This window comes from Arsenophonus nasoniae, from assembly GCF_004768525.1.
GTDB lineage: Bacteria > Pseudomonadota > Gammaproteobacteria > Enterobacterales > Enterobacteriaceae > Arsenophonus > Arsenophonus nasoniae.
The window spans coordinates 2,660,411-2,681,865 of the sequence record NZ_CP038613.1; the positions used below are offsets into that span (position 1 = coordinate 2,660,411).

17 protein-coding genes and 2 pseudogenes are annotated in these 21,455 nt (G+C 38.0%); 6 read left to right on the top strand and 13 right to left on the bottom strand.

Features of this window, described 5'->3' with window-relative positions:
* Positions 1–63: 63 nt before the first annotated feature.
* From ArsFIN_RS13545 to zipA, 3 genes and pseudogenes are all read right to left on the bottom strand, one after another.
* A pseudogene (locus tag ArsFIN_RS13545) lies at positions 64–1,248 on the bottom strand (NupC/NupG family nucleoside CNT transporter).
* 212 nt (positions 1,249–1,460) lie between these two features.
* The gene (gene ligA, locus ArsFIN_RS13550; RefSeq protein WP_034249196.1) at positions 1,461–3,473 is read right to left on the bottom strand and encodes an NAD-dependent DNA ligase LigA; all 2,013 of its coding nucleotides are present in this window, start codon (positions 3,471–3,473) and stop codon (positions 1,461–1,463) included.
* A 67-nt stretch (positions 3,474–3,540) separates the two neighbouring features.
* Complete coding sequence (gene zipA / locus ArsFIN_RS13555; RefSeq protein WP_026821737.1) at positions 3,541–4,485, bottom strand: cell division protein ZipA; 945 nt, start codon at positions 4,483–4,485, stop codon at positions 3,541–3,543.
* A 219-nt stretch (positions 4,486–4,704) separates the two neighbouring features.
* Between zipA and cysZ the strand changes: the two genes are divergently transcribed.
* The 5 genes from cysZ (at position 4,705) to crr (ending at position 9,826) form a co-directional block, all read left to right on the top strand.
* Positions 4,705–5,466, top strand: a complete 762-nt coding sequence (gene cysZ / locus ArsFIN_RS13560; RefSeq protein WP_026821736.1) for a sulfate transporter CysZ — start codon at positions 4,705–4,707, stop codon at positions 5,464–5,466.
* 326 nt (positions 5,467–5,792) lie between these two features.
* Positions 5,793–6,770, top strand: a complete 978-nt coding sequence (gene cysK / locus ArsFIN_RS13565) for a cysteine synthase A (protein ID WP_026821735.1) — start codon at positions 5,793–5,795, stop codon at positions 6,768–6,770.
* 364 nt (positions 6,771–7,134) lie between these two features.
* Positions 7,135–7,392 carry a phosphocarrier protein Hpr gene (gene ptsH / locus ArsFIN_RS13570; protein ID WP_026821734.1) on the top strand — a complete coding sequence of 86 codons (258 nt, stop codon included), beginning with the start codon at positions 7,135–7,137 and terminating at the stop codon, positions 7,390–7,392.
* Positions 7,393–7,534: 142 nt separating this feature from the next.
* Positions 7,535–9,262 (top strand): phosphoenolpyruvate-protein phosphotransferase PtsI, encoded by a 1,728-nt coding sequence (gene ptsI, locus ArsFIN_RS13575; RefSeq protein WP_026821733.1) that lies wholly within the window; start codon positions 7,535–7,537, stop codon positions 9,260–9,262.
* Between the two features lie 54 nt (positions 9,263–9,316).
* Positions 9,317–9,826 carry a PTS glucose transporter subunit IIA gene (crr, locus tag ArsFIN_RS13580; RefSeq protein ID WP_026821732.1) on the top strand — a complete coding sequence of 170 codons (510 nt, stop codon included), beginning with the start codon at positions 9,317–9,319 and terminating at the stop codon, positions 9,824–9,826.
* A gap of 114 nt (positions 9,827–9,940) precedes the next feature.
* Here the strand turns inward: crr and cysM are convergent, their stop codons facing one another.
* From cysM to ArsFIN_RS13595, 3 genes and pseudogenes are all read right to left on the bottom strand, one after another.
* Complete coding sequence (cysM, locus tag ArsFIN_RS13585) at positions 9,941–10,822, bottom strand: cysteine synthase CysM (RefSeq protein WP_026821731.1); 882 nt, start codon at positions 10,820–10,822, stop codon at positions 9,941–9,943.
* Between the two features lie 175 nt (positions 10,823–10,997).
* A complete protein-coding gene (locus tag ArsFIN_RS13590) occupies positions 10,998–11,603 on the bottom strand; it encodes an RpoE-regulated lipoprotein (RefSeq protein WP_135677852.1) in 606 nt (201 codons plus the stop codon).
* Positions 11,604–11,888: 285 nt separating this feature from the next.
* Positions 11,889–12,227, bottom strand: a pseudogene (locus tag ArsFIN_RS13595) (GNAT family acetyltransferase); the annotation flags it as partial.
* A 623-nt stretch (positions 12,228–12,850) separates the two neighbouring features.
* On the opposite strand from ArsFIN_RS13595, the gene hemF reads away from it, so the two are divergent.
* Complete coding sequence (gene hemF / locus ArsFIN_RS13600; RefSeq protein WP_026821729.1) at positions 12,851–13,759, top strand: oxygen-dependent coproporphyrinogen oxidase; 909 nt, start codon at positions 12,851–12,853, stop codon at positions 13,757–13,759.
* Between the two features lie 40 nt (positions 13,760–13,799).
* On the opposite strand, the gene der is transcribed toward hemF, so the two are convergent.
* The 7 genes from der to ArsFIN_RS13635 form a co-directional block, all read right to left on the bottom strand.
* Complete coding sequence (der, locus tag ArsFIN_RS13605; RefSeq protein ID WP_026821728.1) at positions 13,800–15,281, bottom strand: ribosome biogenesis GTPase Der; 1,482 nt, start codon at positions 15,279–15,281, stop codon at positions 13,800–13,802.
* 128 nt (positions 15,282–15,409) lie between these two features.
* Complete coding sequence (bamB, locus tag ArsFIN_RS13610; RefSeq protein ID WP_026821727.1) at positions 15,410–16,588, bottom strand: outer membrane protein assembly factor BamB; 1,179 nt, start codon at positions 16,586–16,588, stop codon at positions 15,410–15,412.
* 13 nt (positions 16,589–16,601) lie between these two features.
* The gene (locus tag ArsFIN_RS13615; protein ID WP_026821726.1) at positions 16,602–17,222 is read right to left on the bottom strand and encodes a YfgM family protein; all 621 of its coding nucleotides are present in this window, start codon (positions 17,220–17,222) and stop codon (positions 16,602–16,604) included.
* A gap of 10 nt (positions 17,223–17,232) precedes the next feature.
* Positions 17,233–18,510, bottom strand: a complete 1,278-nt coding sequence (gene hisS, locus ArsFIN_RS13620) for a histidine--tRNA ligase (RefSeq protein WP_026821725.1) — start codon at positions 18,508–18,510, stop codon at positions 17,233–17,235.
* Between the two features lie 113 nt (positions 18,511–18,623).
* A complete protein-coding gene (gene ispG, locus ArsFIN_RS13625) occupies positions 18,624–19,745 on the bottom strand; it encodes a flavodoxin-dependent (E)-4-hydroxy-3-methylbut-2-enyl-diphosphate synthase (protein ID WP_026821724.1) in 1,122 nt (373 codons plus the stop codon).
* Between the two features lie 129 nt (positions 19,746–19,874).
* Entirely contained in the window at positions 19,875–20,903 is a 1,029-nt protein-coding gene (rodZ, locus tag ArsFIN_RS13630) for a cytoskeleton protein RodZ (RefSeq protein WP_026821723.1), read from the bottom strand.
* A gap of 100 nt (positions 20,904–21,003) precedes the next feature.
* Entirely contained in the window at positions 21,004–21,423 is a 420-nt protein-coding gene (locus ArsFIN_RS13635; RefSeq protein WP_071846842.1) for a hypothetical protein, read from the bottom strand.
* Between the last annotated feature and the right edge of the window lie 32 nt (positions 21,424–21,455).

The following is a 21,455-nucleotide window of genomic DNA, read 5'->3' on the forward strand; positions in this document are numbered from 1 at the left end:
ATTGAACCAAACGCGACATTCTTTAATAAAGAACGTCGCTTGGTAAAATACGCAGTTAAATTATCACAAAACTAAGCCCGTTATCGCTGCAGATAAGAAACTTACTAGCGTGGAACCATATAATAATCTTAAGCCAAAACTAGAAACAACATTTCCCTGCTTTTCATCGAGACCTTTGATTGCGCCGGCAACAATTCCTATTGATGAAAAGTTAGCAAAAGAGACTAAAAAGACCGACAAAATGCCCACTGAACGAGGGGATAACTCAGCAGCAACTTGTTTTAAATATCCCATCGCCACAAATTCATTAGACACTAATTTGGTGGCCATAATACTCCCTACTTTAAGTGCATCTTCAGCAGGAATACCCAAGATCCATGCTAATGGATAAAACACATAGCCCAAACAATCCTGAAAACTTATTCCTATCACTGCACTGAAAATGGCATTAATTCCGGCAATAATGGCAATAAAACCAATCAGCATGGCTGCGACTATTAAAGCAACTTTAAAACCGGCCAGAATATATTCGCCTAACATTTCAAAAAAACTTTGTCCATCATGCAGATGACTGACTTAAATATCCTCTTCTTCTTTAACTGAATAAGGATTAATTAACGAGAGGATAATGAATGTACTAAACATATTCAGGATGAGTGCTGCAACAACATACTTAGGATCAAGCATTCCCATATAAGCGCCAACAATCGCCATAGACACCGTCGACATGGCCGTTGCTGCCATCGTATACATACGACGTGGTGATATTTGACTCAATATATCTTTATATGCAATAAAGTTTTCTGACTGACCAAGAATCAATGAACTGACCGCATTAAAAGATTCCAACTTTCCCATACCATTAACTTTAGCCAGTAACGTGCCTATTATTTTAATAATAAAAGGTAGCACTTTGATATGTTGCAAGATGCCAATTAACGCTGAAACAAAAATAATTGGACACAATACGCGTAGAAAGAAGGTCGCGAGATTTGCATCCATCATGCCACCAAATACAAAATCGGTTCCTGCCGCCGCATAAACTAATAAATAGTCAAAAAATTTAGCAAATCTAGCAACAAATCCCTGTCCAATATCCGAATTTAGGAAGAACCAAGCCAATAGTAACTCAATAATTAATAGTTGCAAAACGTAGCGAATGCGAATACTAGCCCGATCGCTACTGGTTAAAATCGATAACCCACCAATCAGAATAATGGATAAAAGAAAGTGAAAAACTGTAGACATAAATATTTCCAAATCGGTTTTTAATTTAACAAATAGTTATATTATTTTATGTAATAGAAAATAATCGGGTGTGATTTTAATCACTAAAAATAGCATTAAATGAGTAAGTTAATGATTTAACTTGCAGATAGCTAATTGATAATGAATAAAAGCATTGCAAAATTAAAGCAGCCAATATACTGCGAATTACTACGCCAAAAAGCGATAAAATATTAATGATCTTCGAGTAATGCGATTAATTCATCCTCATTGATAATTTTTATTCCTAACTCATTGGCCTTGGTCAATTTAGAACCAGCGGCCTCACCAGCAATCACTAGATCGGTTTTTTTCGAAACACTGCCCGTGACTTTTGCGCCAAGTAATATTAATTTATCTTTTAGCTCATCACGCGTTAAACGATTTAATGTGCCGGTTAAAACTATCGTTTTGCCAGTAAATGGACTATCCGTTTTTTTAGCCGGCATTCTTGGCCAGCTAATACCAATTTCGTTCACTAATTGATTAACAACATCCCGGTTATGCTGTTCGTGAAAAAAATTGACAATATGCTTCGCCACTATCTCGCCAACATCTTGGACCTTTTTGAGCGACTCTATATCAGCAGCCATAAGAGAAGTTAACGTGGTATAATGTGCCGCCAAATTGCTTGCCGTTGCTTCCCCAACCTCCCGAATACCCAACGCATAAATAAAGCGGGCTAATGTGGTTTGTTTGGATTTATCAAGCGCATTAATTAAGTTTTGTGCCGACTTTGGCCCCATACGCTCTAATCTGGCTAAAATATCCAGATTTAGACGGTAAAGATCAGCCGCTGTTGTTACATACTCTTTAGCAACTAATTGATCAATAATCTTATCACCCATTCCATCAATATCCATTGCTCGGCGCGAAACAAAGTGCTTTAAGGCGCCTTTACGTTGGGCCGCACAAATTAACCCGCCAGTACAACGGATCACCGCCTCACCTTCAATACGCTCAATGGCTGAACCACAAACCGGACAGTGAATAGGGAACCGAATTTCTCGGCTATCAATAGGACGACGATCAGTAAGTACATTAACAATCTGTGGGATCACATCACCTGCTCGACGAATAACGACGGTATCCCCAATGCGTACGCCTAATCGTTCTATCTCATCAGCATTGTGCAATGTTGCATTACTTACGATAACGCCTGCAACTAGAACTGGCGCTAATCGAGCAACCGGCGTAATAGCACCGGTACGTCCTACTTGAAATTCAACATCATGTAATAAAGTGATCTGTTCTTGAGCAGGAAATTTAAATGCCGTCGCCCATCGTGGAGCGCGAGCAACAAAACCGAGCTCTTCTTGCAGCTGCAATGGATCCACTTTAATAACAACACCATCAATATCAAAACCTAAGCCTAAACGTGCATGCTCAATTTGGTGATAATAGGCTAAAACTTGTTGGCTATTTTGGCAAAGCGCTATCTTATCACTAACGGGTAATCCCCATTTTTTAAACTGCATTAGACATTGATAGTGGCTAGCAGGCAATTGACCACCCGCCAGTAAGCCAAAACCATAACAAAAAAAGGCTAATGGTCTTTTGGCAGTAATACGGGGATCTAGCTGACGCAATGAGCCTGCCGCAGCATTACGTGGATTGGCAAAAATTTTACCATCATTACGCCGAGCTTCTTCATTCAGTTTTTCAAACCCCCGATGAGTCATAAAAACTTCACCGCGAATTTCAATCCGCTCAGGAATATTATCGCCGGTTAAACGCAGCGGAATTGCTCGAATAGTACGAATATTAGCCGTAATATTTTCGCCGGTTGTACCATCACCCCGCGTAGCTGCTTGTACCAGTTCACCCTGTTCATATAACAAGCTGACCGCTAAACCATCTAATTTAAGCTCACAACAAAATGTCAACTGGCTATTATTTTTTAAACGATCATGCACTCGTTTATCAAAAGCTAAATAACTCTCTTCATCAAAAACGTTATCTAATGACAGCATCGGTATTTCATGGCGTACCTGCTCAAAAGCCGTCAATGGCGCAGCACCAACTCGTTGTGTTGGCGAATCAGCCGTGATCCATTCTGGATGCTCAGCCTCTAATTTTTTCAATTCTTGCATCAACCGATCATATTCTGCATCAGGTATTTCTGGGGTATCTAATACATGATAAAGATATTCATGATGCCGTAATTGCTGTTTAAGCCGCGCAAGATAATTTTGTTGTTCTTTCATTATTCACCATACAACTAAAGACAAAACCCCCGTTATCACGGGGGTCAATTACTAATCAAGCTATGATTTAAGTTAATGCATTTCTAATTCGGCTATGATATACCTCGATCATTTGGGGAGTCAGCATTTTGCGATCCTCATCAAGCACAACACCACCAACATCAGCCGCAATACGTTGTGCTGCTTGCAACATCAACTTGAAGTTTTGTGCTGAATCACCGTAGGAGGGTACCATCATAAATATAGAAACACCGGGCGTGGTGAAATCAGACATGGCCTCTGGCTCAAAAGAACCGGGTTTGACCATATTGGCTAAGCTAAATAAAATCTGCCCAGAACCAGAAGGATCAACATGACGATGAAATATCTGTTTTTCACCAAACTGAAAACCGGATTGAAAAATACTTTGTAACAACAGATCACCACCTAAAACTTGACCTTGCAGTGCCGCAACATGTAAAACAACCACAATATCTTTTTTATTAGCTTCAGGGGCTAAGTTACTGTGTTGTTTTCCTCCATCAGGATGTTCAACTTCACCAACCACCTGTTGGTTGCCCTCTACTGCGTTTGCTACGAAAGGTCCTTTTATTTCTTCACTACTCATTGAATTTGGCGCAGGCTGCGAAATTTCCAGTTCAAGCTGTTTAGTTTGAACACTTTTTTCTTGCTTAGCACCAGATCCAATTACGACGTCAGTATCAGCTAAATGTGGATCATCATTAGGTGTTTTAACGACCTTAGATGATTCAGATTTTTGGGAAGCAAATTGTTCATTTGCCTCCTGACGTGTCAATTTAGATGCTGATTGTTGTGCCTCCACTGTTTTATCGCCAAGCGATGGCGAGCTTACACTCTCAGCTGTATCCTGAGTAGGTTGCTTACGGCGCTTCATAGGGCGATCTTTAAATAGCTTCGAACGCTCTTTACGACTTGTCCAAAAGCCATGTAACAGTAAAGCTATTATAGCTATCGCACCAACGACCACTAATATTAGACGCAAATCCTGCATCGCTCTATCTCTGTTGTTTGAAAATAATCGCCACCATGGCGCTATCATTATATTAAGAGTATTTGCCAATAACGTTAAGTGCAACCCTCTACATAATTTTCTTACAAAAAGTTAGATATTTATTCTTTTTTTGCTGTTTTTTTAGCCAAAAAAATACTAGCCAGCTAAAAATCCTATCTATATGATACAAGATCAAACCTAAAGGAGAAAATATGAAGTATGATTAATTCAATAAAATCACTAAAAACTGCGAACGGTTTCTATTATTTTGCTCAAGGATGGCAGCTAGTTACTCGCCCTAGTATAAGACGTTTCGTTATTTTACCTCTATTAGCAAATATTATTCTACTTGGTAGTGCCTTTTGGTGGCTTTATAGTAAATTAGGCGGCTGGATCCAAACGTTACTCTCTTATGTTCCCAGTTGGATGCAGTGGTTGAGTTATCTAATATGGCCTATTGCGGTGATCTCGATTTTGCTTATATTTGGCTACTTCTTTAGCACCATCGCCAATTTTATTGCTTCTCCTTTTAATGGCTGGTTAGCAGAAAAATTGGAAGCGGAATTAACGGGAACACCGGCACCTGATACCAGTTTTGCGGTACTTATTGCAGACATACCGCGAATCTTAGCACGGGAAGTAACCAAATTATGCTACTATCTTATTCGCGTTATTCCGTTGCTTATCCTGTTTTTTATTCCCGGTATTGCGCAGACAGTCGCTCCGATTTTATGGTTTTTATTTGGTGCTTGGATGATGGCAATTCAATACTGTGATTATCCTTTTGATAATCATAAAGTAAAATTTGATCAAATGAAGTTGGCACTTGCCAAGAATCGAACAACCAGTATCCAGTTTGGTGCATTAGTCAATTTGTTGACCATGATCCCAATTATTAATTTGGTTATCATGCCTGTTGCAATCTGTGGTGCAACAGCAATGTGGGTTGATCTTTACCGTCTGCGACATAGCAGCTATTAACTCAAACGCTGAAGTTAGCTAAAATTTCTTACCCTGACTTCAGCTATTTTCAGATGGCAACAATAATCATAAAAATGATGATTGGCTATTTGATGCTAATAACCACAATCAGCTAAAAAATTGCGCTTAATTTGCTGAAAGATAATCATTAACGACCATTCAATATTCCGTTATAACAGTTAGTAAAATTCATCAAAGTGCGATAACTACCTATCCAATAGAACAATAGTATAAATTTTTATTTCCAAAATAATTCGCTTAGCGTATGGTGATTAGTACTATATTTAGCCATGTTTATCGCTTCTGAAAAATACTAAGGACGATCGATGAGTAACATCTATGAAGATAACTCGCTAACTATTGGTCATACTCCATTAGTTCGTTTGAAACACTTTGGTAACGGAAATTTGTTAGCAAAAATCGAATCACGTAATCCGAGTTTTAGCGTAAAATGCCGCATTGGGGCAAATATGATTTGGGATGCAGAAAAAAAAGGCCTGTTAACCCCAAAACTATCCAAATTAGCAACCAATAAAACGTTAATTGAGCCGACCAGTGGCAATACCGGGATTGCCCTGGCTTACGTAGCCGCTGCACGCGGATATAAGCTTACCTTGACTATGCCTGAAACAATGAGTCTTGAGCGACGTAAATTATTAAAAGCGCTTGGTGCTAATCTAGTCTTAACTGAAGGCGCTAAAGGCATGAAGGGAGCTATTGAAAAAGCAATCGAAATTGTTGCCGGTGCGCCCGATCAATACCTTCTTTTTCAACAATTTAATAATCCAGCCAATCCTGAAATTCATCAAAAAACAACCGGACCTGAAATTTGGCAAGATACTGACGGTGAAATCGCCGCTGTCGTCGCTGGAGTGGGCACCGGTGGTACAATTACTGGCATTGGCCGTTATCTAAAAAAAACAGCAGGCGGTGAAGCCATTAAAATGATTGCTGTCGAGCCCGCCGCATCACCAGTAATAAGTCAGACATTAGCGGGTAAAGAAATAAAACCTGGTCCACATAAAATCCAAGGTATAGGCGCTGGTTTTATCCCTGATAATCTTGATCTTTCGCTTATTGATGATGTATTTGCTATTAGCGATGACGAAGCGATACAAACCGCTCGTCTAATTATGCAGAAAGAAGGTATTTTAGCCGGTATATCATCCGGCGCAGCGGTTGCTGCAGCGGTAAAATTAGCCGCAAAACCAGAATTTCAAAATAAGAATATAGTGGTTATTTTACCTTCTTCCGGTGAACGTTATTTAAGTACCGATTTATTTTCTGCTGCCAAACCGAGCTAATGACTTTTTTTGAGCACAATTAGCTAAAAAAGCACTTTAAAAGTGCTTTTTTTGTGTCATAGATCAAAGTTTAGTGTGTATTAAGATGATTTCTTGAAACGAGTTTAGTATTTAAGTCATTAATTATTTCGACAATCGAAATTAATCAAAAAATGAGCAGTGAAAAATTTAACAACAGGACATAAACTAGGCAAATTATCATGCCTGGCTATAATGTCGATATAGATAAAATTTATGATTGATAATCGAATGAAAACATTTTTCTTTTATTATCACTGAAAAGTAATACGCAAATCCAAATTATTTCAGCTAAAATATTTTGGATTTACTAATAAAAAATATTAAGTTTGTTGAGGGAAACAATATGTTCCAACAAGAAGTCACCATCACAGCACCTAATGGTCTTCACACTCGCCCGGCGGCTCAATTTGTCAAAGAGGCAAAAAGTTTTTCTTCTGAAATTACGCTTACTTATAACGGCAAATCGGCAAGCGCAAAAAGTCTATTTAAACTGCAAACACTCGGCCTGACTCAGGGAACTGTTGTCACTATTTCTGCCGAAGGTGAAGATGAGCAGAAAGCAGTAGAACATCTAGTTAAGCTGATGGCTGAATTGGAGTAATGACATACGGGCAATATAGCATTTATCTTCTATTTTTTATCCCTGGATACCTTTATCCAGGGATATCTATTTAACCGTAAGTATTAAAGCCATAGTCCTATGAGCTAACTATTTTTCGCCCATTGGTAGTAAGGTAACATTTATGATTTTAGGAATTTCAGTATCACTAGGTATCGCCTTCGGCAAGGCATTAATTCTTAAAGAAGCGCCAATTGTTGTCAATCAAAAGAAAATTTCTGATGAGCAAATTGACAGTGAAATTAACCGCTTTATTGCTGGACGCGAAAAAGCAATAGAACAATTAAAAACGATAAAAAAAACCGCAGAAAAAAATCTTGGTGAAGAAAAAGCGGAAATATTTGAAGGTCATATAATGCTGCTTGAAGATGAAGAACTTGAGCAGGAAATTCTTTCTTTCATAAAAAAAGAGCACAAAACTGCAGATGCAGCAACCCAAAAAGTGATTGAAGAACAGGCCACAGCCTTAGAAGAACTGGATGACGAATACCTCAAAGAGCGTGCCGCTGACGTCAGAGATATTGGTAAACGCCTACTAAAAAATATTCTAGAATTGCCTATTGTTGATCTTGGTTCAATTACAGAAGAAGTCATTTTAGTTGCAGCCGATCTTACCCCCTCTGAAACAGCACAATTAAACTTGCAGAAAGTGCTTGGTTTTATTACCGATTTAGGCGGACGCACTTCTCATACTTCAATTATGGCCAGATCGCTGGAAATTCCGGCTATTGTTGGCACCAGCAATGCAACCAAGCACATCCAACAAAATGATTATATTATTTTAGATGCTATCAATAATCATATTTATCAAAATCCATCTGATAGTGAAATTGACAAGCTTAAACAAATTAAAGAAGAATATTTACGTGAAAAAAGCGAGCTCGCAAAATTAAAAGATTTGCCAGCAATAACTTTAGATGGTCATCAAGTTGAAGTTTGCGCCAATATTGGTACTGTACGTGATGTAGAAGGCGCTGAGCGTAATGGCGCTGAAGGTGTAGGCCTATATCGTACTGAATTTCTGTTTATGGATCGCAATAATTTACCTAGCGAAGAAGAACAATTTCAGGCTTATAAAGCGGTCGCAGAAGCCATGGATCCACAAGCTATTATTATTCGTACCATGGATATTGGTGGGGATAAAGACCTTCCCTATATGAACCTACCGAAAGAAGAGAATCCTTTTCTTGGCTGGCGAGCAATTCGTATTTCTCTTGATCGCAAAGAAATCCTTCATGCTCAATTACGTGCTATTTTAAGAGCTTCTGCTTTCGGTAAACTACGCATTATGTTTCCTATGGTTATTTCTGTGGAAGAAATTCGTACCTTGAAAGAAGAATTAGCAATACTTAAAAAGCAGTTAAGCGAGGAAAAGCACGCTTTCGATCAATCGATTGAAGTAGGAATAATGATTGAAACACCAGCGGCTGCGGTTATTGCTCATCATTTAGCAAAAGAAGTTGATTTTTTCAGTATTGGAACCAATGATCTAACACAGTATACCTTAGCCGTGGATCGCGGAAATGATCTGATTTCTCATCTTTATAATCCAATGTCTCCTTCGGTGTTAAAACTTATTAAACAAGTTATTGATGCTTCTCATTCAGAAGGCAAATGGACAGGTATGTGTGGTGAGCTTGCTGGTGATGAACGTGCTACACTATTATTACTTGGTATGGGATTAGATGAGTTTAGTATGAGTGCAATCTCAATCCCAAGTATTAAAAAAATTATTCGAAATGCAAATTTCAAAGATGCAAAAACATTAGCAGAACAAGCTCTTAATCAACCGACAGCGAAGGAATTGATGGATTTGGTTGAAACATTTATTAAAGAAAAAACACTTTGCTAAAATCATCAACCAACTCTTGACCCCATAAGAAAACAATTAATTAGGAGAAGATCCATGGGTCTGTTTGACAAACTCAAATCACTGGTTTCAGATGATAAAAATAGCACTGGTAATATTGATATTATTGCCCCAATTTCAGGTGAAATTGTTAATATAGAAGATGTTCCAGATGTTGTTTTTGCCGAGAAAATTGTTGGTGATGGTATTGCTATCAAGCCTACTGGTAACAAAATTGTGGCTCCAGTTGATGGGACGATTGGTAAAATATTTGAAACCAACCATGCATTTTCTATTGAGTCAGATAATGGTATTGAGTTATTTGTCCATTTTGGTATTGATACAGTTGAGTTAAAGGGCGAAGGATTCACTCGCCTAGCAGAGGAAGGACAAAAAGTACAAAAAGGTGATTTAGTACTTGAACTTGATCTTCCTCTATTAGAAGAAAAAGCAAAATCGACATTAACACCTGTGGTCATTTCTAATATGGATGAAATAAAAGAGCTAACTAAACTAACTGGCTCTGTCGTGGTAGGTGAAACCGTTATTATGCAGATCAAAAAATAAACTATAATTCTTCCCTTCATTAATTATTTATGAAGGGAATTTCTTTTCTATTTCACTACTTAGTAACAAGAACGGTTTCCTATAAGCAACAATTTGTCTTTAATGTTATTTAATTCAATTAAATAACCCGGTGGAAAGATAGCGATCCCCTCTATCACAAATAATCGTCACAATAACCGCCCCAGGATTTTGTTTAGCGACGCGCAATGCGCCAGCCACTGCGGCCCCTGAACTAACACCACAAAAGATGCCTTCATCTATTGCTAGATTTTTCATCATCTGTTGTGCTTCTATCTGAGTGATATCCAATATTCTATCAACTTGTTCAGCTTTGAATATACTTGGAATATAATCTCGAGACCAGCGCCGAATTCCTGGAATATAGCTATTTTCAGCTGGCTGCAAACCAATAATTTCTATTTTATTTGATTTAGATTTTAAATATTGGCTGACACCAGTAATTGTCCCGGTTGTACCCATGCTTGAAACAAAATGCGTGATCCGCCCCGCTGTTTGGCACCAGATTTCAGGGCCTGTCGTCATAAAATGGGCTAACGGATTATCAAGATTATTAAATTGATCAAGTACCTTTCCTTCAGATCGAGCTTGCATCCGTAATGCAAGATCACGTGCCCCTTCCATTCCTTCCACTTCACTAACCAAAACTATCTCAGCACCATAAGCTCGCATCACTGACTGACGTTCAATACTCATATTTTCTGGCATTAATAATTTTAGTTTATATCCTTTTATGGTGGCTATCATTGCCAATGCAATCCCAGTATTACCACTAGTTGCTTCAATTAAGGTATCACCAGGGGTAATTTGACCGCGCTTTTCTGCTTGCTGGATCATAAATAGGGCAGCTCTATCTTTGACAGAACCGGCAGGATTATTACCCTCTAGTTTTACCCAAATTTCAGCATCCCTATTTTTAGTCAATCTTTTTAGTTTAACTAATGGCGTATTACCAATAAAATTTTCCAAATAATTCACATTATTTACCCAATTATTTTTATTATAAAGAATAAAACAACGCTAATATTATCATACGCAACAAAAATAGCTGATAATCCCTGCGATAAATTTATAATATGCCACTTTGATTAAAGGATTTAATAATTCAATTTTTATGTCATGTTTTGATATAATTTATGACTAAATTAAAGCGTTATTGAGCTGACCAAATAATACCACTGACCTTCCAATTAGCTAAAACATCATTTGATGGCACTAAATTTTTAGGTCCACTCCATTTGCCAGTAAAACGATATATGACATGGCTAGATTGGGGAGAAACACAATTTATGGTTAACATATTGGTTTGATTAGGATCAGGGTAACAACTACCTTGCACCGCATTTTGGTAGATTTGCGAAAATGGTGTGCCTATTTGTGTATCCCACACTGTTTTAATATCTTCATCCATAATTTCAATTCGTTTAACTTCGCCCTTTTCAATACCATAAATGACTATCTTTTCTTGATCATTTTTTATACCTTGAAAAAGAGACATTAACTGCCCCTGTTCAATTTGCATTCCAGAACGAAAATAGTATCGGTCATCTAACGCTGCAACAATAATCTGTTCTTTCATCGGGGTCATTTTATTAATCTGACCAACACCAGTTGCAGAAATTTTAACTGAACTAGCAAACCAATTCATGGGATATAAACTTGACCATGAAATACTGCTACATCCGGTTAGTGATAATAGACTTGTTACAAATGACACTCTTAACCAATTTACTCGGCTGTTCCCAAAAAGTTGTGGCATAAAACCCCTTAAATCAATTTGCAATATAATAAAAAAATTAATAATTTTATTTAAAATATGTTTATAATATGCAAAGTTAACAGCATGATAGAATACAAGTCAATAATCTACCCAAAAGCAAGTAAAACAAGCCTTTTTCAACGATAAGGGCAAATTAATTTTTATTAATCTGACAATTTTGAAATAACTCAGCAATACCGATAAAAAAGTTTTCCAAAAAATAAATTAATAATAATTTTGTATCAAAAAAGAGAAATATTGCTATCATCAAATTAATCGAATTGCTCACTCAAATGCCTGATCATCAATTAATCGTTTAGTATATAAAATATTTTCCTGCTGTAACTCTTCGTAAGCCATTTTCTCACACATACAGATGGTAGCATCATTTTCTTCGGGTACTAAAAACATAATTTGTGGGCAACCTTTAGCAATTAATTTTTTTTCTAAACGACTAATTAATGCATTGGCAATCCCTCTACCACGATATTCAGGGTGAACAGCTAAATAATATGCAGAGCCTTGATAACCATCGTATCCTCCCATGACAGTACCAACAACTTCACCTGCCATTTCAGCAACTAAAAAAAGATCTGCGCCCGATAGCATTTTACGCTCGATATCCGCGAGGGATAAAGATTTGCATTCTTATTATTTAAACAAGAATGATAGTAGCAAAATAAAATGAATTAGATAGCGCCGAAAATGTTGATTTTATGCCCCATAAATCATTATTTCACTTTTAAATAATTTAATTTATTTAAAATAAATCAAAGGGTTATAACTTAAACCTATTATTCTATTCACTTAACTCCGTGTTCGATAGCTTTTTAATACCAAGTAATTTAAATTTACTAAAATAATAATACCAGTACTAAATAATGATAGAATTTTATTCTTTAAAATTAATTTTATATTAAATCCATTCTGACGATAAGAAAATAGATAAATACTTCCGCTTTTTAACTGAAATTGTTGAGACTAACTTTATTACCCAATAATTATAGTATTAACCATAGACTCAAACTGGCAACAACGACAGTTTTTAAATAGACTGCGATTTGCATACTTAACTAACGGAAACATGCATCACTCTACTATTAGTATCAATAAGCAATCATGTTTAATATTTTGCTAGCGTTATTGCCATACTATCAGATCCAATCAATAACAAAATGCACTCAGACAGCATTAAGTGTATAATTAAACGCTAATCTCCTGCTCTAATAATAATCAAAATTAAACTTATGAATATACCTGATATTAATGCAGTGAAAGCATTTCTTCTCACTTTGCAAGATAAGCTGTGTCAACAACTTGAACATGTCGATAACAACGCTAAATTTGCCGAACAAAGCTGGCAACATAAACACAAAGGAGGAGGCCGTAGTCGTATATTAAAACATGGGACAATTTTTGAGCAGGCGGGAGTTAATTTTTCACATATAAGTGGTAAACAATTACCTGCTTCTGCTTCAGAAAATCGCCCACTGCTAGCAGGACGACGCTATCAAGCGATGGGCGTTTCTTTAGTGACTCATCCACTCAACCCATATATTCCAACAGCTCATGCTAATGTCCGTTTTTTCATTGCAGAAAAACCAGGTGAACCATCTATATGGTGGTTTGGCGGTGGATTTGATTTAACTCCCTATTATGGTTTTGAAGAAGATATTATACACTGGCATAAGACGGCACAGTCTGTCTGTTTACCTTATGGAAAAGAGATTTATCCGCACTATAAAAAATGGTGTGATCGCTATTTTTTTATCGAACATCGCAATGAACCACGGGGAGTTGGTGGTCTTTTCTTTGATGATTTAAACCAACCTGATTTTACTACCTGCTTTCACTTTGCTCAGGATGTAGGTAATGGTTTTCTTAATGCCTATTTGCCCATTGTTGAAAAAAGAAAAGAGATAGCTTGGGGTGAGCGCGAACGCCAATTTCAATTATATCGTCGTGGACGTTATGCAGAATTTAATTTGGTATGCGATCGAGGAACCCTATTCGGGTTACAAACTGGCGGTAGAACAGAGTCAATTTTAATGTCCTTACCACCACTGGTTCGCTGGGAATATAATTATCATCCTGAATCCAATTCAGATGAAGAAAAACTTTATAACCAGTTTTTAATTGCAAAAGAATGGGTATAAACCCGAACAGCACACTTATTTTTTAGCGTGCTGTTTGTTATTAACGTTTTTTAAGATGGGCGATTAGACGTTTGCGCTTACGCAGCTGCGTTGGCGTCAATTTATTTTTTTTACCGGCATAAGGGTTATCACCTTCTTTAAATTGGATACGTATCGGCGTCCCCATAACCTGTAATGTACGGCGAAAATAGTTCATTAAATAACGTTTGTAAGAATCGGGTAAATCAGCGACTTGATTGCCATGAATAACCACTATCGGTGGATTATAACCACCGGCATGCGCATATTTCATTTTCACTCTGCGGCCTCGAATTAGTGGTGGCTGATGTTCTTCTTCAGCCATCTTCATTATACGCGTTAATAATGCTGTACCCACTCGCCGTGTTGCCGATTCATAAGCTTCTTGAATAGACTCAAATAGATTACCCACACCACTACCATGCAACGCTGAAATAAAATGAACTTTAGCAAAATCAATAAAACCTAATCGTAAATCCAGCATATCTTTTACTGATTGTCGATCTTCCTGTGACATACCATCCCACTTATTGACTGCAATCACCAGAGAACGTCCCGCATTCAAAATAAAACCGAGTAATGATAAGTCTTGATCAGAAATTCCTTGCCGAGCATCAATAACAAGTAAAACAACATTAGCATCTTCAATTGATTGTAATGTTTTGATCACCGAGAATTTTTCGACGGTTTCAGTTATTTTTCCCCGTTTACGAACACCAGCGGTATCAATCAGTACATATTCACATCCATCCCGTTCCATCGGAATATAAATGCTGTCACGGGTAGTACCAGGCAGATCGTAAACAACGACCCGTTCCTCGCCCAAAATACGGTTAGTTAATGTCGATTTACCCACATTTGGCCGACCAACAATCGCTAATTTAATGGGTAGTGACCGCGGATCAAAGGCTTCTTCTTCACTACTTTCAAGCGCTACTTTCTCTTCCTGAGCCAGCCAATAAGCCGCATTGGCCTCCTCTTCCGATAATTCCATATCATTGGCTAATGTTTGCGGAGAATAGGGAGCAACCACTTTTTCAATCAGTTGAGTAACACCACGGCCATGGGATGCGGCAATCGGATAAATATCTCGCATACCAAGTGCATAAAAATCACCTAATACCGTATCAATATCCAAACCATCGGTTTTATTTGCTAGCAGGTAAGTCTCCTTCTTGCGACTGCGCAAATGTTTAGCAATCGCATGATCTGCCGGCATCAAGCCTGAGCGCACATCAACCATAAAAAAAACAATATCAGCTTCTTCAATCGCCAGTAAGGATTGGGAAGCCATATGGTTTTCTATTCCCTCTTCTGAACCATCGATACCGCCGGTATCGATAATAATGAATTCCTGCCCTGCAAACTCTGCTTTACCGTATTTTCGGTCACGCGTTAGACCCGGAAAATCAGCAACCAGTGCATCCCTAGTGCGAGTTAATCGGTTAAATAAGGTAGATTTTCCTACATTTGGACGCCCTACCAGCGCAATGACAGGTATCATTTTTAAGATGCCCCATAAAAATTAAAATCGGTATTCTGATTTCAATCTTCAGAATACTAAAAAAATAAAACGGCCGCGAAAATTAGCAGCCGTTAATTCTATCTGGAAAATAACAAAATGTCAGGAAATTAACGTTCAATCAGATATATGGTTCCATCTTTTGCCTGAATAAGCAATTTATCACCGGCAATAACCGGACGGCTGCGTAACCCCGAACTATCAACTTTATTTTGTGCCACAAATTGACCATCTTGGGTATCTAGCCAATGAAGATAACCTTCGCCATCGCCAACCACTAAATAACCATCATAAATAGCTGGTGCGGTTAAATTACGATGTAATAATGCATCTTGCGCCCATACAGTGACACCATCACTTTTACGAATTGCTAACACGCGATCATTTTGATCAACCAAGTAGATTATATCATTGGCAACAATAATATCATTCACCGATCCTAGATCACGCTTCCAGATAATTTGGCTAGAACGCATATCCATAGCCACTAAATCACCATTGTAGGCAATAGCAAAAATAGCGCCTGAATTGATATCAATAACTGGCGTCATATTGATATCGTGTAAACGATCAATTTCAGTTGCACCACGGATCTGAGAAATATATTGTTGCCAAGCAATCTGTCCTTGAGCAAGCATTACAGCACTAATACGACCACCATCACTACCTACAATCGCGACGCCATAAGCAGTAGCAGGCGCTGACTTTCCTCTGACTGATAATGTTGAAGTGTCTAAATTAATACTCCATTTACTCTGTCCTGTGTGCGCATCTAATGCTTGTAACACACCATTACTGGTATGGATCAATACCAAACCATCACTAACTACTGGCTGCGAAAGCGCTTCTCCGGCAACATCCGTTTCCCATGCCATTTCCCCATCAGCTTTATTCAGTGCAATAACTTTGCCGGTCTCTGTTCCTATATAAAGCTTATCCCCTGAAACCGTTAGTCCGCTGGAAAGTAATGCCGGCAAATTAGCGGTGAAAAAACCAACTTGTTGTGATAAATCAATTGACCATAATATCTCACCTGAATCAGCATCCATTGCTTTGACCGTTCCTTTACGATCTGCTGCATAAACAACAGAATCATCGTAAGCCGGCGAAAGTTGAGAATAATATTTTCCACTACCATCGCCTATCGAGCGGTGCCAAGTGATAGAAGGTCTAAATTGATTGTCAACCTCAGGTAGAGGAGACATCACTATGGAATCTTTTTCCGTTGAGCATCCCATTAATAATGTCACTGCCAATAAACCCACCAAGAGTGTTCTACCCAATTGCATATTAATATTCCTCTTAGTTTGGCAAGCTATTAATTTTTATTTTTAATATTGTCTTCATCATGTCAGCTCCACTTGATTCAATTCCTTTAGAATAAGCTGCGCGAGCACTGGCAATATCACCTTTTTTCAGTAAAATATCGCCACGAATATCTTCAACGATGCTACTCCATCCTTTATCCTGCACTTGCGTCAAACTAATCAGAGCCTGATCTGGCTTGTTCAATGCTAACTGTACGCGTGCCAATCTGACATTGAGTAAATCCTTAAGATCATCTACTTTGGCTATTGTTAATGCCTTTAGTAATGCTTTTTCTGCACCAGCAATATCATTTTTTTCCACCGCAATTTTAGCTAGCTCAATATTGGTCAATACACCATAAATATTATTTGTTTCATTAGCAAATTGCTCGGCAGCGGCCAGTGCTTGATTTGAACCGGTCTGCAATTGAGAAGAAATTTGCTCAAAAGATTGGGCACTTTCTTGCAAACTATTTGCCTGATGTGATTGCCAATAATTCCAACCAATAATCGCACCAACTCCGATAACTAGCCCAATTAATAACGCTTTGCCCTTATTGACAAAAAAACGTTTAATAGCATCGATCTGCTCGTTTTCAGTGGTATAGACTTCCACAGAGTCTCCTTTAACCTAAAAGTTCAACCAAACGTACAGCAATATTCTGCTGAGAAAGTTTTTCCTGTTCACCCGTGCGTAAATCTTTTATCGTGACTTCACCAGATTGATACTCATCTTCACCTAAAATTAAGGCAATTTTTGCCTGGTATTTATTTGCTCGAGCTAACTGTTTCTTAAAATTACCGCCACCGTGATGAGTCATTAATTTCAAAGCTGGCAGTTGATCGCGAATTTTTTCCGCCAGAACTAATATTGCCTGTTGACTTGCTTCACCACAAGCAACCAAATAAACATCAACTAAGGTACATTCAGCAACAAAATCGGGATTAATTTGGCGCACCAATAACACCATGCGCTCCATTCCCATCGCAAAACCTACTGCCGATGTCGCTTTTCCACCAAGCTGTTCAACCAGACCATCATAACGCCCACCAGCACATATCGTTCCCTGTGCACCTAATGCATCAGTAACCCACTCAAATACAGTGCGATTATAATAATCTAAACCACGAACTAAACGTTGATTAATTCGATATTGAACGCCTGCAGTATCAAGTAATTTGCAAAGTCCGATAAAGTGTTGTTTCGAGTCATCATCAAGATAATCAGCCAGTAATGGCGCATCATTAAGCAGTTTTTGCACGTCAGGATTTTTTGAATCAAGAATGCGTAATGGATTAGTCGATAATCGACGTCGGCAATCCTCATCCAATTTATCTTCATATTGTTGCAAAAAAGTGACTAATGCCTGACGATACTTTGCTCGTGCTGCTAATGAGCCAATCGAATTTAATTCCAGTGAAACATGTTTAGCAATCCCCAACTCACGCCACCAACGTGCCGTCATAATGATAAGTTCGGCATCAATATCCGGACCGGCTAAACCAAAAACTTCAGCACCCAACTGATGGAATTGGCGATAACGTCCTTTTTGTGGCCGCTCATAACGAAACATTGGGCCTAAATACCAAAGACGTTGTTGCTGATTGTACAATAAACCATGTTCGATCCCAGCACGCACACAACCCGCTGTATTCTCGGGACGCAATGTTATACTGTCGCCATCCCGATCATCAAAACTATACATCTCTTTTTCAACCACATCAGTGACTTCACCTATTGCGCGCGAAAATAATGCGGTTTGCTCTACAATGGGGGTTCGTATCTCACTAAAACTATAACTAGCAAGGATTTGTTTTAATTTGTTTTCAATTTTTTGCCAGAATTGAATATCGGCAGGAAGACAGTCATTCATACCGCGAATAGATTGAATGTTTTTAGCCACGTTATTTCTCTATTTAAAAATCTACCATAATATGGATTATAAAAGTGAATATTAACAGGGTGCAATCCATAAACAAAATTGGCTCACCATAATATTGAGCCAATATTACTAAACTACATATCTATTCGTTTGATATCAATCCGCTGATTTTCATCCAACATAGCAGCCTTTGCCCGAATTTTAGCTTCCAACTGTTCAATCATATCAGTATTATCTAAACGTTCTTTTTGACGAACACCGTCTTCATAAAATCCACTCTTTGCCCTTGCTCCGGTTACACCAAGGGTAGAAACCTCAGCTTCACCTGGGCCATTAACAACGCAACCAATAATGGAAACATCCATTGGGGTAATAATATCTTCCAATCGCTCTTCTAAAGCATTAACGGTACCAATGACATCAAATTCTTGTCGTGAACAGGTTGGACAGGCAATAAAATTAATACCTCGTGAGCGAATACGCAGTGATTTTAAAATATCAAAACCAACTTTAACCTCTTCAACGGGATCTGCAGCTAAAGAAATACGTAATGTATCACCAATCCCTTCAGCCAATAACATTCCTAGTCCAATAGCAGATTTGACCGAACCTGCTCGCGCGCCACCCGCTTCGGTAATACCTAAATGTAAAGGCTGATCAATTTTATCAGCCAATAAACGGTAAGCGCCTACGGCCAAAAAAACATCTGAAGCTTTAACACTAATTTTAAACTGATCAAAATTCAATCTATCCAATATATCCACATGGCGCATTGCCGATTCAACTAACGCTGCCGGCGTTGGCTCACCATATTTTTCTTGAATATCTTTTTCTAATGAACCACCATTAACACCGATCCGAATAGGAATATTTTTATCGCGTGCACAGTCAACAACCTGACAAATACGTTCTTCATTACCAATATTACCTGGATTGATACGTAAACAATCCGCACCATATTCAGCAACTTTTAGTGCAATACGATAATCAAAATGAATATCAGCAATAACCGGAACATTAACTTGTTGCTTAATGAGCTTAAACGCTTCTGCTGCATCCATTGTGGGTACAGAAACACGTACAATATCAACGCCCACTCGTTCTAAAGATTTAATCTGTTTGACTGTCGCTGCAACATCCGTTGTACGCGTGTTGGTCATTGATTGAACTGTGATTGGTGCACTATCACCAACAGGAACATTACCTACATAAATTCGTGTTGATTTACGCCTTTTTATCGGTGATTGATTATGCATATTACTCTCCCTCAACATCCATGTTTAATAATTTACGCTATTTCTATAATTGAAGCCATCGGATTGACGATGGCTTCTTATTTGTTCACAATTTATCATTATTTATAGATGTTGTCTTACAATATTCATTTACAATCCAGGCAATTTAAATTTAGCTGGACGATTAGCTTTAATAAAGCGATTTAGATCAACCGAATTACCTTTGAATAACAAATTAACATTGGCGGGTATGCCAATATTAAACTCATAAGGAGGTTCACCATTTAATTCAAGTTTCTGGCCTGCATTTTTCATACCGCTAAATAAAATCTTACCTTTAGCATCACGAACTTCTAACCAGCATTGCCCTTTAAAGTTCATCACAATCCCATCGTCCGATTCTAAACTAGCAGCATCAGTATCAGCAGGGGTTTCTTCTGCCCTACTCCGCTCTGGATGACTATTATTGGTCATACTGCCTGGCAAGGGTACTGTTTTTACTTCTGTCGGATTGACTGACTCAGTATTAACATTTTTATCACTATTTTTTAGTGTTTCAGAAGTTAATGGAGATTGAGGTGCCGGAGAGATGACATTATTCGCTATCGCTGAAGTTACCGGTGGGATACTAGTTTCTGTTGACGATGTATTAACATTATTTTGTTCAATAGCGTTTGCGGTGCCAGCGGTAGAAGAAGGTGGATCTGACGGTATTTGTATAGCATTCGAGCGATTCTGTTCAGCCATAGTGGCAATTTCTTGTTTTTGTACTTTATATCCCTGCCACCACCAAATACCTACCATAGCAATACAAATAATGATAATAAGCCAGGTAAATTTCATTAACCAGCCTTCCCGTTTTTTGCGGGTCTTTCCTAGGGAATAACTTTGCATAGGAGAAACTACTGCCGCTTTTGCTGGTGTATGTTTATCCAATAATTCAAGAATTTCTTTTTCTGGAATTTTCACTAATTTTGCATAAGAACGAATGTAGCCACGCAAGAAAGTAGGATCAACACTATGGGAGTTGCTGTCTTCCTCTATCTCACGTACGGTGCATACTTTTAAGCAAAGTCGTTCGGCAACGATTTCTCGGGAAAGACCTAGCGTTTCCCGTGCCTGCAATAAACGTTGGCCAACGGTGATTTCTGTTTTTTCTGTTTTAGGTTTGCTATTCATTCGCGGAACTATTGGTCTTTTCTGAGTTTTAACATCATGAAGGCTTTATAAAAACTTCATCTATCAAGTTAATCAAAAACCTTCATACCGATAATATTTCTTAGCTTATTTTGGAAATATTTTGACAATTAAGCCCTCTACGTTCTTCTTCTTTCCTCAGTTTAATCATCTCCTCAGATATATTTTTAGAGCATAAAAAGTCTAAATAATACGCTCGCATACTTGTATTATTGATTGCGGATGAACGAATTGCCACTTTAAAATATTTTAATGCTAAGCCTGATTGCTTTTGCTGACGCATAATGACCGCCATTCCTAAATTAGCAATCCCATTTTTTGGTTCTGCCAGCAGTATTTTGTCAAAATGATAAGATGCTGCTGGATAATTCCCTGCTGATAGATAAGCAATGCCTAGCTGTGTTCGTGTCACAATCGCAATATCAACGTCTTTATTAATACTAGTACATCCTATTAATAAACCCACTAACAATAGAATATTAATGATAGATATCCTTATCATATCACTCTCATTTATTTATATAGCTGGTAATA

Excerpts from the sequence above, each read along its gene's own strand:
- ligA (WP_034249196.1), bottom strand. The coding sequence starts at position 3,473 with ATGAAAGAACAACAAAATTATCTTGCGCGGCTTAAACAGCAATTACGG.
- zipA (WP_026821737.1), bottom strand. The coding sequence starts at position 4,485 with ATGCAGGATTTGCGTCTAATATTAGTGGTCGTTGGTGCGATAGCTATA.
- cysZ (WP_026821736.1), top strand. The coding sequence starts at position 4,705 with ATGATTAATTCAATAAAATCACTAAAAACTGCGAACGGTTTCTATTAT.
- cysK (WP_026821735.1), top strand. The coding sequence starts at position 5,793 with ATGAGTAACATCTATGAAGATAACTCGCTAACTATTGGTCATACTCCA.
- ptsH (WP_026821734.1), top strand. The coding sequence starts at position 7,135 with ATGTTCCAACAAGAAGTCACCATCACAGCACCTAATGGTCTTCACACT.
- ptsI (WP_026821733.1), top strand. The coding sequence starts at position 7,535 with ATGATTTTAGGAATTTCAGTATCACTAGGTATCGCCTTCGGCAAGGCA.
- crr (WP_026821732.1), top strand. The coding sequence starts at position 9,317 with ATGGGTCTGTTTGACAAACTCAAATCACTGGTTTCAGATGATAAAAAT.
- ArsFIN_RS13590 (WP_135677852.1), bottom strand. The coding sequence starts at position 11,603 with ATGCCACAACTTTTTGGGAACAGCCGAGTAAATTGGTTAAGAGTGTCA.
- hemF (WP_026821729.1), top strand. The coding sequence starts at position 12,851 with ATGAATATACCTGATATTAATGCAGTGAAAGCATTTCTTCTCACTTTG.
- der (WP_026821728.1), bottom strand. The coding sequence starts at position 15,281 with ATGATACCTGTCATTGCGCTGGTAGGGCGTCCAAATGTAGGAAAATCT.
- bamB (WP_026821727.1), bottom strand. The coding sequence starts at position 16,588 with ATGCAATTGGGTAGAACACTCTTGGTGGGTTTATTGGCAGTGACATTA.
- ispG (WP_026821724.1), bottom strand. The coding sequence starts at position 19,745 with ATGCATAATCAATCACCGATAAAAAGGCGTAAATCAACACGAATTTAT.
- rodZ (WP_026821723.1), bottom strand. The coding sequence starts at position 20,903 with ATGAATAGCAAACCTAAAACAGAAAAAACAGAAATCACCGTTGGCCAA.
- ArsFIN_RS13635 (WP_071846842.1), bottom strand. The coding sequence starts at position 21,423 with ATGATAAGGATATCTATCATTAATATTCTATTGTTAGTGGGTTTATTA.